Here is a 13,081-nt window from a genome sequence, read left to right as displayed (position 1 = left end):
TTTTTCACATTAAAAGGAATCCTAAGCGAACCAGGCGAATGTAGTGGGTGAGGAGGAGATGTATGCTAACTGCGATAAATAAAAAAGGGACTTGGATTACCCTCCCTGAAAAGATACCGGCAAACATGATTGATGACTGGAGAAAGTCAGCAGATTATTACTGTCCATGCTGCAAGATGGAATTGACCATCAAAGCGGGCAGTGTAAGGGTTCCGCATTTCGCCCATAAAAATAGTTCTTCATGCCGTGCTTCTTCAGAACCGGAATCCGCCTATCATTTAATGGGAAAAAGAAAATTGTTTCAGTGGTTTTTATCACATGGTTATCAAGTGGATCTAGAAGCCTACCTTCCCGAAATTAAGAAAAGGACTGATATTTTAGTGAGGATAGGAGGTAATCGTTATGCGATAGAATTTCAATGCTCAGTTATCCCCGAGGCGGAATTCATGGAAAGGTCAAGAGCCTATCAAAGCATAGGCATTAAACCAATCTGGATCCTCGCTGCAAAAAGCTTAAAAAGGAAAAGCTTTTATGAATTCAGTATATCCCGCTTCCAATGGCTCTTCGTCACCGGCAGCTTCCATCATCCGTTTCTTTGGATGTATTGCCCGGAAACTGATCATTTATCAGTATTGAAGAACCTCACTCCTTTTACCCCTAGAACCGTCTTTGCCGAATTGACAACAGCTTCTCTAAAGCTCCTTCCCCCTAGTCGGGCAGTGCCCCAAAACTGCTTTCGTTTCCCTTTCCTGCCTGTATGGAGATATAAACGAAATGGCTGGTCGCTCCATCGAGTGAAAACAGCACGCAGATGCGATCCTTTTTTCGAAGCCCTATATTTACATCATATTTCACCTGCGACACTTCCAATTGAAGTGGGTGTTCCCGTCAGAGGGATGCTGTTGATCGAAACTGCCTCAATCGAATGGCAGGCATGGTTATACATGGATGCGTTTCAAGAGAAAAGAACAGGGGAAAAGATTTATATGGCTGATATTATCCACATTTTTAGAAAGCGTTCAAAAAAAGGGGAAATAAAGTTCAGACCGTTGCCATTGCTTCATGAAAAAACCATCGAGTATCCTATAGATCAATATATCATGATTTTGGAACAATTGGGTTATTTATCAAAGCTGGAAGAAGGGGTTTTTAAAGTTGAAAAGGAATTTACCCTTCCCTTCACCAGTGATCAAGCTCAAATTTTGGAAAAAGATTTCTATGATAAGCATAAATTGATGATGGAAAAGGGGAATATCCAGTATAATCAGTGATGACATCTCAATTTATCTTGAATTCAGATGAAATGGCAGGATTTTTTTTGTAAATGGAGAAATAGTAATAAGAACTGGGAATTAAACAGAATGAAGCATTGTAGTGTTCAATCCGGTTTAATGAGTTAGCCCAATGGCAAGTTTCTATAGAATGGGGAGGAATTTTTATGGCACAGGAAACAAAAACGAATACATTACCTTCAAGAAGTGAAATAGCTCCTGAAGATACGTGGAGACTGGAAGATATCTTCGCAACCGAGGAAGATTGGGAAGCTGCCTTCAAAGCGGTAAAGGAAGACCTCAAGAAGGCGGAGGCGCATAAAGGGACGTTGGGAGAAAGCGCAGAAAAGCTATTTGCGGCCCTCCAACTTCAAGATGAGGTTTTCGAGAAGCTAGGAAAAGTTTATTCTTATTCACATATGCGCAATGATCAAGATACAACCAATCCATTTTATCAAGGTATGGAGGATCGGGCAAAAGCTTTATACGCACAGGCAGCGGCTGCGTTTTCATATATGGTTCCTGAACTATTGAGTATTGACGAAAGTAAAGTGGAAGGGTTTTTGGAAGAAAAAGAAGAATTGAAATTATATAAACATTCTTTAGAGGAAATTAATCTTCAGAGACCCCATATCCTATCAGCAGAGCAGGAAGAACTATTGGCGCAGGCATCAGAAGTACTCGATGCATCGGGAAATACTTTCGGTATGCTTAACAATGCCGATCTGAAATTCCCGACCATCAAGGATGAAGAGGGAAATGAAGTGGAAATTACTCACGGAAGGTATATCAGATTTCTTGAGAGTGAWGATCGCCGTGTACGTGAGGAGGCATTTAAAGGGGTATACAGCAAGTACGGGGAGTTCCGTAATACATTTGCTTCAACACTGTCAGGTGAGGTGAAAAACCACAACTTCAATGCCACGGTTCGAAAATATGATTCAGCACGCCAAGCGGCGTTAAGTAATAATAACATTCCGGAGACCGTATACGATAATCTCGTTAAAACGGTCAACGACAACTTGCCATTACTGCACCGTTATCTTGATTTACGTAAAAAGGTACTGGAATTAGATGAACTTCATATGTATGATTTATTCACTCCTCTTGTTAAAGAAGTGAAGATGGAAGTGACATATGACGAGGCCAAAGATTATGTCCTTAAAGGTCTTGCTCCGCTAGGGGAGGACTATTTGAACGTTTTGAAAGAGGGATTTGAAAACCGTTGGGTCGATGTGCATGAGAACAAAGGGAAACGAAGCGGTGCCTATTCTTCGGGGACATACGGGACGAACCCTTATATTCTAATGAACTGGCAAAATAACGTCAATAACTTATTCACGCTCGTTCATGAGTTTGGGCATTCGGTCCATAGCTACTATACACGTAAACATCAGCCATATCCATACGGGAATTATTCAATATTTGTAGCGGAAGTTGCATCCACTTGTAATGAAAACCTGTTGAATGATTATTTACTGAATTCGATCGAAGATGAAAAGAAACGCATCTATTTACTGAACCATTACCTGGAAGGCTTCCGTGGCACATTGTTCCGACAAACGATGTTTGCTGAGTTTGAACATACCATTCATTTAAAAGCTCAAAATGGGGAAGCGTTGACGGCGGATATGCTTACTAAGGAATATTATGGGCTGAACAAGAAATACTTTGGCGAGAACGTGACCATTGATGAAGAAATCGGTTTGGAATGGGCTCGTATTCCACACTTCTACTATAATTACTATGTTTATCAATATGCAACTGGAATCAGTGCAGCAACAGCATTGAGCAAGCAAATCCTTGAAGAAGGAGAGCCTGCTGTCAAAAGGTATCTGGAGTTCTTGAAATCAGGAAGTTCCGATTATCCGATTGAAGTACTCAAAAAGGCCGGCGTCGATATGACAAAAGCCGAGCCTGTACAAGAAGCCATGAATGTATTCGAAGAAAAATTAAATGAGTTGGAAGAACTTTTGAATAAATAGGATGTGGATAGGACCCGAACATTTCGGGTCCTTTTCATCTTTATCTGGATGTCCGTCATAATCCTTTAAAACGATTTCTCTGATTTAAGCTATGAAGAATTATGAACAAAACAAAAAATAAAATAGGGGAGGTAAAATACAGAGGAATGAGGTCCATGATACCGAGTAGCTGGACAAATAGCGACCCCATCAAGAGTATGAGTAGAATAAAGCCTTTCAATTTGGTCACCTCCAACCTGGCAGCAGTAAAAACTCATCTGCTCATTATTAGATAGTATGTTTTAGAATAAGCAGTATTCTAAGAATATGACAATAATGTGAAGTCGCGCACAAAGTTCTTGCAAATAAGGTGTGTAATCTGCTATAGTACAGATATAGAAGTTATCACATCCCAAACATATACCCCTTTGTTTGTTCGTCGTGAAATTTCTCCTATCCCCTTAATCGTATAAATAGGTGAAAACCCCAGCAAATTTCTTGATTTGCCGGGGTTTTTCATGTGCATGAAATATAATGGTACCGGTAGTAATAAAAGTTGAACGTAAGCTGAATGAATAAAAAGAAATGTTTAGTTATTATTGTGACGCATTTCACAAATAGACTCAATCCCATACTAAATCAGCTATCAAAACACGTATGGCCTAAAAATTAAAACCGTCTCTTATTTAGCTATATATACTAGAAAGGATAATAAAAGACGAAAAATATATATTGTGAACAATTTGTGAAAAGTTACACATATGGTTGAAACATAAATGGGTTATCTGTTATATTATATATTGTGAAGTGAATCACAAACAAACTTATACCCCTTTGTTTGATCGTGAAAAAGTTCTCCCATCCCCTTATTTCTTATAATAAAAAAACCATGCAATCTTTTGATTTGCATGGTTTTTCCTTTTTAATATATAACAAAGAAGCAGTCAAATTCATGACTGCTTCTTTGTGTATCTCCAAAACGTTCCGTATTTAGCAGGAATTTTCTCTGCCAACTGTTTTAAAACAAGCTTTTTCATTTCCAACTCGACGGTATTCTTACTCATATTATAAACCGTTTCAATCTCCTTTGTGGCCACTAGTTTGAAACAGCTTAGAAATTCTTCGAGAGAGGGAGGGGGTGCGGGTGCTGGAAGACCATTCAGCATATCTTCTAAAATTTGAACATATACCTCGTAAGAATAGACACCTGAAACCTTTATTCCCTCTTCTTCAATATTTTGATTGAAAAAGACAAGGGAAGGTATTTCAGTCACTTCCATTTCACTTGTGATTTTCATGTCACATTGAAAGCCTTTTGCTGCACTGGAAGAATTGATGTCATAAAGGAATTCCTCCACATCCAAACCGACCATTTTGGCACATTCGGTCAAGACCTCGATATTGGATATATCCTTTTTACCTATGAATACATATTCTTGAAGCTGCCTTAAAAAACGAATGGCCAATTTACGGCCCTGCAATTCCGCTGCCTTTATTGCGATGGAAGCTGTATATGGAGAAGAGATTGGGTTTTCAGACCAAAGGCTCCCGTCGCAGGACATTCCCGAGCGGCTGGCTGTCTTTTCCCAAACTTGAGCAAGGTTTTCATAATTTTTATTTTTCCCCATATTAAGAGAATCGATTTTACCGCTTAAAACATGGCGTAAACTGAACAGTTGGCCATATTCTATCTGTAATTTCCTAATAATTGGTTCTAAGCCCCAGCATTCGGGACAAAGCGGATCAACAAAAACATAAATTTCAATTGGCTTTTTTCCTATTTCATAGCAATGCTGCGTCTTGATCCAATCGGAAATATTGAAAACTGGTTTTTGTGCGCTCAACTGTCTTCTCCTTTCCCGTCAGTTCCGGATGTATTGATCATATGCTGTGCCGTCAAATAGAGGCGGTGATAGAAAAACTCCCTAATCTCACCTTCAAGGCCAACTTCGTCCATGGCTTGATACATGCATGAGAGCCATGCTTTCGCACGTTCTGGTGTAATTTCAAAAGGTATATGTCGAGCCCGCAACATAGGATGGCCATGCTCTTCGGTATATAAAGAGGGACCGCCTAAATATTGAGTCATAAATTGTTTTTGCTTACGGACCGTTTCAGTTAAATTGTCAGGGAATAGTGGCTGCAGATCCGGGTGTTGACTAACGTTGGAGTAAAACACATCAATTAATTTGTGTAATTGCCCTTCTCCAATTAATTCATATGGTGTAGGGTTCCCTTGCATCATGTTGATTACTCCTTTTAAAGAAAGATGGTTGATATTTAATCATATTTTATCAATGACGTACTGATATAACAAATATATAGCTTAAAGAAAATTTTACATCTGTAGTATGACACAAGGAAATGATCGAAGATGACAGCATTTGAGGAGCTTTACCATTTGTTCAAGGTGCGTGGAAGAAGCATATATAGACATGAAAAAAACTGACCCATCATAAATAAACAGGGTCAGCTTGCTTTAGCTTGAAAATGTGCCATAAACTTTTTGGACATAGTTCTGAGTTTCTTTAAAAGGAGGGATGCCGTTATATTTATCGACATTTCCTGGCCCAGCATTATATGCAGCAAGGGCAACCTGAATGTCCCCGTCATAACGAGCCATCATTTGACTTAAATATTTACTCCCGCCCATGATGTTTTGTTCTGGATCGGTTGCATCATCCACCCCAAGGCTTTTTGCAGTTGCTGGCATTAACTGCATAAGGCCGGTTGCACCCGCATAACTGGTGGCTTCAGGGTTGAAGTTGGATTCTTGTTTAATGACAGACTTAATCAGTTTTTCCGGGAGATTATATAAACTTGCCGCCTGGCTGATGATATGATCATAGTTTGTTGCGTTTCCGCTGCTCTGATTGTTAGCATGGGCAGCGGAAATCGGGTTGATGTTCATGGATGTCAGGCCGATGGGTTGAAGAAAGGACTTCTTCGCTTCCGTTTCCACATTGGATAATAAGGAACCCAATGTCTGCGAAGTGCCTAGAGCATCACCCGAAACCAATGCCGAGAGCATGTCCTGGAAAACGGATCGAGATGAATTTGTATTTTTGATGTTGCCGTTCGTGAATTGCTCGATTGCCTGCAATTCCATAAACGTTTTGAAATCTTGGATTTTCAAACTCTCCACCTCCGAATGGGTTCAACAGGATTATTTTTGGAATTTGGCACGATAAAACCTCTTAACCTTATTTTCGGTTTCCCTTACCGGAATTTTAAGGGATTCAAGGAGGGTCAGGAAGTTTTCTTTCCCGGCTTTTGCATCCGACACTTCATATTCAAGCTCAAAGTCTTCCTGATTCAAATACGAACTATGGTCTAAAACGAGCAGACCCTCTTTGTAAGGAAATTCAAAACGGTCTGTCTGTAGTGTCCCAAAGCAGGTAAAGTCTTTTGGATCAATTCCGCACTCGAGGATAAGATGTCGGATCTCGCCACCAGGGAATATGTTATGTTTCAGGAAGCCATATGCGGTTTCTTCAGGAATATCTTGATTCGTTTCCAATAATCCTTCTTTAGCGGGCTGTTTTAAAGTCAGCTCGTATCGCCCATTTTTCTCCCTGATCCTAAGTGCAGAGTCTTGCTGTTTCAAAGAGAATCCAAGTGTATCGAAGTAATGGTTTTTCTGTGTTTTAAAGTTCGATGCCCCGACATGAAAGTATTCGATCAGTTGACGAAATTCTTTTTCGCTTAAGAGGTTTTTAAATTCAATTTCAATATGCTGGTTCATGTGTCCCATCCTTTCTCGCTTATTCTTAGGTTAATCATATAAGAACCATTCCAGCTGTCAAATTGAATTCAATAATTTTTTGCTATTGTACTTGAATTTTTAGGAATCAATTGCAGGATATGATAAAATATAAACGTTGAGCACGAGAATTGGTCAATCGTATATATAGAAATTTAATACATATTCTTTGCTAGAGAAAGATTTAATAGGATCCAGTGGTGAATTGGCATAAAGTCATTTGGCTGCTGGGTTTAGGAGAGCGTTCTGCCCATACCAGAGTTGAACAGGCGCTTTTTAGATAGATATAGGTGGTGTGGCAATGGAGAGTTGGGACGATTTCTTGGCGCCTTATACTCAGGCTGTCGAAGAATTGAAGGTTAAGCTAAAGGGTTTAAGGAAACAGTTTGAGAGAGAGAATATTCACTCACCGATCGAATTTGTAACAGGCAGGGTAAAGCCGATTGTCAGCATATTGGATAAGGCGAGCCTAAAGGACATTCCCATTGATAAATTGGGAACTGAGATCCAGGATATTGCAGGGCTTCGCATGATGTGCCAGTTCGTGGATGATATCGAACAGGTGGTTGAACTTTTACGAGGTCGAAATGACTTCGAGATAGTCGAGGAGAGGAATTATATTTCCCATAAAAAAGCTAGCGGCTATCGTTCTTATCATGTTGTAATCCGCTATCCGGTCCAGACGATCCATGGCGAAAAGAATATCCTTGCCGAAATTCAAATCAGGACTCTTGCGATGAATTTTTGGGCGACGATTGAACATTCTTTAAATTATAAATATAAAGGCATTTTCCCGGAAGATATTCAACTGCGACTCAAACGTGCAGCTGAAGCTGCCTTCCTGCTTGATGCAGAGATGTCGCAAATCCGTACGGAAATCCAGGAAGCACAGCGTCTTTTTTCCCGGAAGAAAGATTCTTGAACAAATAAATGGGTAAACGAGAAGAAATCTAAATTGAAGGTGGGATTACATGAAATTTGCGATTACGTCAAAAGGAGATGCGAAATCGAATACTTTAATGCAAAGGATGCGAACGTATCTTCAGGACTTTCATTTGGAATATGACGAAGATCAGCCGGATATTGTCATTTCTGTCGGTGGTGATGGCACTTTATTATATGCTTTTCACCGTTATAAGAATCGATTGGATAAAACCGCCTTTGTTGGAGTACATACAGGACATCTTGGGTTTTATGCAGATTGGACCCCTGATGAAATTGAAAAATTGGTGATAGCTTTAGCCAAAACCCCATTTCAAATAGTGGAATATCCACTGCTCGAAACGATTGTCCGTTATCAGCATGGAGGACGGGAAAACAGATTTTTGGCTTTGAATGAATCGACAGTCAAAAGTGTTGAAGGGACGCTCGTAATGGACGTTGAAATACGCGGCCAGCATTTCGAGACGTTCCGTGGAGATGGTTTATGCATTGCGACCCCATCTGGAAGCACGGCGTATAATAAGGCGCTTGGCGGGGCCATCGTCCATCCATCAATCGATGCCATCCAGATTACCGAATTGGCATCCATTAATAACCGGGTGTTTAGAACGGTAGGATCTCCACTTCTGCTGCCGGCACATCATACATGTATGTTCAGGCCGGTCAATGCGGTCAATTTTCAAATTACGGTCGACCATTTGTCCTTGCTTCAGGAAAATGTAAAGTCGATACAGTGCCGGGTGGCAGATGAAAAGATCCGATTTGCCAGATTCCGCCCTTTTCCTTTCTGGAAAAGAGTGCATGATTCATTTATTGCTAATTAAGGAGATAGACTCACCTCATGTCAAATCAAAACTTTTCTTTGACCTGGTCGGTTTCTGAAGAGGATTCTGGCTCTTTATTGCGAGAGTTTCTCAGCAAATGCGATATTTCAAAACGAGCATTAACGGATATTAAGTTTAAAGGTGGATATATCCGGTTGAACGGTGAAGAAGTAACCGTAAGGGAACGGATTGAAACAGGTGACACCGTCACCGTCATATTCCCGCCGGAGCAGGCAAGCGAAGGCCTTTTACCGGAACCGATCCCCCTGGATGTCAGGTATGAAGATGAGTTTGTATTGGTGGTGGCCAAGCCCCCTTTCATGAATACCATTCCTTCCCGCGAGCATCCCAACGGCAGTCTGGCGAATGGCTTGGCGGGTTATTATAGGAAGACGGGAGTACAGGCGACGATCCATATAGTTACACGTCTTGACCGGGACACATCAGGTCTGGTTTTAATTGCCAAGCACCGGCATATCCATCACCTATTAAGTGAACAGCAAAAATCAGGACAGGTTAAACGGAGATACCAAGCCATAGCTGAGGGGATCGTTGAAGGACCTGTAGGAGAGATAGTGGCGCCAATCGGACGAAAATCGACCAGCATCATCGAACGGGAAGTTAGGGAGGATGGCCGGCATGCCTGTACCCTATTTAAGGTATTGGCACACACAGAGTCCCATACATTCCTTGATTTGGAACTCCAAACAGGGCGTACGCATCAAATCAGGGTCCATATGGCTCATATTGGTCACCCGCTGGCTGGTGATGATTTATATGGAGGGAACAGGAGAGGTATACCTCGCCAAGCCCTGCATTGTTTTGAGCTGAAATTTTTACATCCTTTCACAAAGAAGATGATGTTGTTTCAAGAAGAGTTGCCAGAAGATATGTCCCGTTTGCTCGATGGAAGTAAAGGATGGCATTCCTGATTTTATAACGGGGCACATTAAAACGAACGATTCAGGATTTTGAAAAAAATCATGGACGCAAAAAAACTCACCAAGATGGCGAGTTTTTTTGGTTAATCAAAAGATGTCCTGAATTTTTCCGCTATATATGGCATGGTTGAAGGCACTTCTTGAAGATCCATTTCGGGATAACGGACAGCCGTCAGTTTTCCACCGAAGACGCAGCCTGTATCAATATTGTATGTATGATTGACTTGTCTAGCTTCAGGGACAGGTGTGTGGCCATATACGATCCAAGATTCCCCTTTGTATGATTTGGCCCAGTCTTTCCTGACCGGAGACCCATCCGGATGTTTGGAGCCATTTATATCACCATAGAGGACAAAGGTTTTTACTTTACTGCTATATTGACCAATATAGTCACTGCGAATTCCTGCATGGGCAATGATCAATCGCCCTTCATCCATGATTTGATAAAGTGGGGAGCGTTCATATAGATCCATGAATTTTTTTCGGATTTTCTTCTGCTCCCGACTGTTCAGTGATTCATATTCAGCTACAGTAGTTTCTAAACCGTGTGATATTTGTACTTTATTGCCTGAAAAATAACGATACAATTTATTGCAGTGGTTACCTGGGGCATACCTTGCTATATTTTGGTTAATGACTAATTCATGGACAACCTCGATTACTTGAAGGGAATTGGGGCCGCGATCGGTTAAATCCCCTACAAAGCCGAGAATACTTCCAGAGGGATGTACAGGAACCCCAGTCTCCCATGTATAGCCCATTTTTTCGGTCAGCTGCCTGAATTCAGCGAAACATCCATGAATGTCCCCTATGATATCGATGTTCATTTGACACATCCTTTGTTTGTTTTGTATATGTTTATGGTATTAGTATAGTATTATTTAAAAAATAAAATATAAACGAAGAAATGAAAAATTTGTTTTAGGAGGTGTATGGTTATGGAGGAGATGAAGGACCGGGAGAGGGAGCGGGAGAGTAGTCAAGTGAATAACGAGTTTTTGCTTGAAGCGCTTAAAACGGAAAATCTAGATCAGTTCCGTACGGAGTTCCTCGAAATGCATCCTTATGATCAGGCTCAATTTTATACAAGCTTGTCAGATGAATTCAGATCCGTCATTTACACATATTTGTCACCGGAAGAAATGGCGGACCTTTTTGAGAATATAGAAATAGATGAAGAGGATTATGAAAGCCTGTTGGCTGAAATGAATCCTTCTTACGCTGCCGATATGCTTTCCCATATGTATGCGGATGATGCTGCTGACGTCCTGAATGAAATCAATGATGAGCAGGCCGTCAGCTATTTGACCATCATGGATGATGAAGCGGCAAGCGAAATCCAGGAACTTCTGAATTACGAGGAATCTACGGCAGGAAGTATCATGACGACAGAGTTCATTGCCATTGAAGCAAATGAAACGGCTCGATCAGCCATGCAGATCTTAAAAAGAGAAGCTCCGGATGCGGAAACGATATATTATGTGTTCGTTACCGATCAGGAAAAGAAGCTGCTTGGTGTTTTATCGCTCAGGACTTTGATCATTGCAGATGAAGATGCTTTAATTGGTGATTTAATGGATGACAGGGTAGTTTCCGTACCTGTATCTGAAGACCAGGAAGAGGTGGCACGAAAAATAAGGGACTATAACTTCCTTGCCGTGCCGGTCGTCGATTTCCAGAACCATTTGTTAGGGATAATTACGGTTGATGATATCATTGATGTCATGGATGAAGAGGCATCCGATGATTATTCTAAACTCGCCGGTATATCTGATCTGGATCATGTTGATAAGAGTCCATTTTCAGCTGCAAAAAAACGGCTGCCATGGTTGGTCATCCTCTTGTTCTTAGGCTTGCTGACTGCGAGTTTGATCGGGCGATTCGAAGAGACACTAAGCCAAAAAGCGATTCTGGCTGTATTTATTCCATTGATTGGCGGCATGGCTGGAAATACAGGAACACAAGCATTGGCAGTGGCGGTCAGAGGAATCGCAACAGGTGAATTAGAACAGGAAAGCAAGTGGAAACTAGTCCTTCGAGAGGCTGGAACTGGCCTTATTATTGGTCTGACATGCGGAATTGCCATCATTTTCATCGTCTATTTTTGGCAAAAAGATTTAATGCTGGGGTTATTGGTCGGTATTTCGATTTTCATAACTCTGATCGTTGCCACACTTGCCGGTTCAATCGTCCCGCTTCTCATGCATAAAATGAAAATCGATCCAGCAGTAGCTTCAGGTCCTTTCATTACAACTATAAATGACCTTATCAGTATTCTTATTTATTTTGGATTAGCAACATTATTAATGGGCTATTTACTATAAGTCAAAGATGGCCCTCCTGGAGGGTCATTCCCAGAGGACTTTAGAAAACGGTGTTTTTATCAAAGGAAATTTGATATACTGTCATTAGTAGCAGGTACTAATAACTTGTATTAAAAATAGGAGGTCACATACGATGACTTTTTCATTAGAGGGAAAAACGTTTGTCATAATGGGTGTTGCGAATAAAAGAAGTATTGCTTGGGGAGTTGCCCGTTCCTTACATAAAGCAGGTGCAAAGATGATTTTCACTTACGGAAAAGACCGTACGGAAAAAAGCGTTAGGGAACTCTCTTCTACATTGGAAGGGGAGCCCTCCATCATTTTACAATGTGATGTAACGAAGGATGAAAGCATTGAAAAATGTTTTGCGACGATTAAGGAAGAAACAGGTATCATTCATGGCGTGGTACACAGTGTCGCATTCGCTAACAAGGAAGAACTGGACGGTGAGTTCGTCAATACGAGCCGTGAAGGGTTCTTGCTTGCCCATAATATCAGTTCATTTTCTTTAACGGCTGTAGCTAAAGCGGCGAAAGAAATCATGCCGGAAGGCGGCAGCATCGTCACAATGACGTATCTTGGCGGTGAACGGGTCATGCCTAATTATAATGTAATGGGAGTGGCTAAGGCTTCACTTGAAGCCAATGTCCGTTACCTGTCAAGTGATCTTGGCAAAGATAACATTCGAGTGAATGCTATTTCAGCGGGACCTATCCGTACCCTATCCGCAAAAGGTGTTCGCGACTTCAATACCATTTTAAAGAAGATTGAAGAAGAAGCACCGCTTCGTCGTACAACGACACCAGAAGAAGTAGGGGATACGGCAGTATTTTTATTAAGTGACATGTCCCGCGGGATTACCGGGGAAAATATCCATGTGGATTCTGGTTACCATATAATCGGATGACAGTAAAAGAAGGGGACCGATATCGGTCCCCTTTTTTATTGATTTTCCACTCCTCAGGAATCCTTAATTGCTGCATCCTCATTTGAAATCTATCCGATTTTTTTCATCTTCAAATGTTTTAGTTTTCTCCATAAATGCCCAGCAT

The 13,081-nt window shown here is 41.1% G+C and carries 12 protein-coding genes; 7 read left to right on the top strand and 5 right to left on the bottom strand.

Annotated features, from left to right (window positions below; translation table 11 throughout):
* Positions 1-62: 62 nt before the first annotated feature.
* Together AC1DVB_RS05845 and pepF are read left to right on the top strand one after the other, a co-directional pair.
* The gene (locus tag AC1DVB_RS05845) at positions 63-1,271 is read left to right on the top strand and encodes a competence protein CoiA (RefSeq protein WP_477588506.1); all 1,209 of its coding nucleotides are present in this window, start codon (positions 63-65) and stop codon (positions 1,269-1,271) included.
* Positions 1,272-1,438: 167 nt separating this feature from the next.
* Positions 1,439-3,256 (top strand): oligoendopeptidase F, encoded by a 1,818-nt coding sequence (gene pepF / locus AC1DVB_RS05840; RefSeq protein ID WP_477588504.1) that lies wholly within the window; start codon positions 1,439-1,441, stop codon positions 3,254-3,256.
* Between the two features lie 929 nt (positions 3,257-4,185).
* Here the strand turns inward: pepF and AC1DVB_RS05835 are convergent.
* The 4 genes from AC1DVB_RS05835 to AC1DVB_RS05820 form a co-directional block, all read right to left on the bottom strand.
* A complete protein-coding gene (locus tag AC1DVB_RS05835; protein ID WP_082201283.1) occupies positions 4,186-5,079 on the bottom strand; it encodes a ClpXP adapter SpxH family protein in 894 nt (297 codons plus the stop codon).
* Positions 5,076-5,480 (bottom strand): globin domain-containing protein, encoded by a 405-nt coding sequence (locus AC1DVB_RS05830; protein WP_239860545.1) that lies wholly within the window; start codon positions 5,478-5,480, stop codon positions 5,076-5,078. The genes AC1DVB_RS05835 and AC1DVB_RS05830 overlap by 4 nt, the downstream gene beginning before the upstream one ends.
* Before the next feature lie 234 nt (positions 5,481-5,714).
* The gene (locus AC1DVB_RS05825) at positions 5,715-6,380 is read right to left on the bottom strand and encodes a lytic transglycosylase domain-containing protein (protein ID WP_443931566.1); all 666 of its coding nucleotides are present in this window, start codon (positions 6,378-6,380) and stop codon (positions 5,715-5,717) included.
* A gap of 21 nt (positions 6,381-6,401) precedes the next feature.
* Positions 6,402-6,980 carry a CYTH domain-containing protein gene (locus AC1DVB_RS05820; RefSeq protein ID WP_057278895.1) on the bottom strand — a complete coding sequence of 193 codons (579 nt, stop codon included), beginning with the start codon at positions 6,978-6,980 and terminating at the stop codon, positions 6,402-6,404.
* 319 nt (positions 6,981-7,299) lie between these two features.
* Here AC1DVB_RS05820 and yjbM point away from each other — a divergent pair, with 319 nt between their 5' ends.
* From yjbM to AC1DVB_RS05805, 3 genes are read left to right on the top strand one after another with little or no spacing between them, the layout of a single operon-like run.
* A complete protein-coding gene (gene yjbM / locus AC1DVB_RS05815; RefSeq protein ID WP_034314484.1) occupies positions 7,300-7,920 on the top strand; it encodes a GTP diphosphokinase in 621 nt (206 codons plus the stop codon).
* Positions 7,921-7,969: 49 nt separating this feature from the next.
* Positions 7,970-8,764 (top strand): NAD kinase, encoded by a 795-nt coding sequence (locus AC1DVB_RS05810; RefSeq protein WP_034314482.1) that lies wholly within the window; start codon positions 7,970-7,972, stop codon positions 8,762-8,764.
* A gap of 17 nt (positions 8,765-8,781) precedes the next feature.
* The gene (locus AC1DVB_RS05805; protein WP_057278896.1) at positions 8,782-9,696 is read left to right on the top strand and encodes an RluA family pseudouridine synthase; all 915 of its coding nucleotides are present in this window, start codon (positions 8,782-8,784) and stop codon (positions 9,694-9,696) included.
* A 92-nt stretch (positions 9,697-9,788) separates the two neighbouring features.
* Here AC1DVB_RS05805 and prpE read toward each other — a convergent pair whose 3' ends face one another.
* The gene (gene prpE, locus AC1DVB_RS05800) at positions 9,789-10,532 is read right to left on the bottom strand and encodes a bis(5'-nucleosyl)-tetraphosphatase PrpE (RefSeq protein WP_477588501.1); all 744 of its coding nucleotides are present in this window, start codon (positions 10,530-10,532) and stop codon (positions 9,789-9,791) included.
* A gap of 120 nt (positions 10,533-10,652) precedes the next feature.
* Between prpE and mgtE the strand changes: the two genes are divergently transcribed.
* Both mgtE and fabI read left to right on the top strand, forming a co-directional pair.
* On the top strand, positions 10,653-12,029 hold the full coding sequence (gene mgtE / locus AC1DVB_RS05795) for a magnesium transporter (protein WP_034315491.1): 1,377 nt from the start codon (positions 10,653-10,655) through the stop codon (positions 12,027-12,029).
* Between the two features lie 133 nt (positions 12,030-12,162).
* A complete protein-coding gene (gene fabI, locus AC1DVB_RS05790; RefSeq protein ID WP_034314473.1) occupies positions 12,163-12,936 on the top strand; it encodes an enoyl-ACP reductase FabI in 774 nt (257 codons plus the stop codon).
* Positions 12,937-13,081 lie beyond the last annotated feature (145 nt).

The organism is Peribacillus sp. P4_D6, assembly GCF_056401795.1.
Note: the sequence above shows the minus strand (reverse complement) of the source record. Positions and strands in the feature narration are given on the sequence as shown.

What these genes read in the sequence shown, in the direction of transcription:
- AC1DVB_RS05845 (WP_477588506.1), top strand. Translation starts at nt 63, where the DNA reads ATGCTAACTGCGATAAATAAAAAAGGGACTTGGATTACCCTCCCTGAA.
- AC1DVB_RS05830 (WP_239860545.1), bottom strand. Translation starts at nt 5,480, where the DNA reads ATGATGCAAGGGAACCCTACACCATATGAATTAATTGGAGAAGGGCAA.
- AC1DVB_RS05820 (WP_057278895.1), bottom strand. Translation starts at nt 6,980, where the DNA reads ATGAACCAGCATATTGAAATTGAATTTAAAAACCTCTTAAGCGAAAAA.
- yjbM (WP_034314484.1), top strand. Translation starts at nt 7,300, where the DNA reads ATGGAGAGTTGGGACGATTTCTTGGCGCCTTATACTCAGGCTGTCGAA.
- AC1DVB_RS05810 (WP_034314482.1), top strand. Translation starts at nt 7,970, where the DNA reads ATGAAATTTGCGATTACGTCAAAAGGAGATGCGAAATCGAATACTTTA.
- AC1DVB_RS05805 (WP_057278896.1), top strand. Translation starts at nt 8,782, where the DNA reads ATGTCAAATCAAAACTTTTCTTTGACCTGGTCGGTTTCTGAAGAGGAT.
- prpE (WP_477588501.1), bottom strand. Translation starts at nt 10,532, where the DNA reads ATGAACATCGATATCATAGGGGACATTCATGGATGTTTCGCTGAATTC.
- mgtE (WP_034315491.1), top strand. Translation starts at nt 10,653, where the DNA reads ATGAAGGACCGGGAGAGGGAGCGGGAGAGTAGTCAAGTGAATAACGAG.
- fabI (WP_034314473.1), top strand. Translation starts at nt 12,163, where the DNA reads ATGACTTTTTCATTAGAGGGAAAAACGTTTGTCATAATGGGTGTTGCG.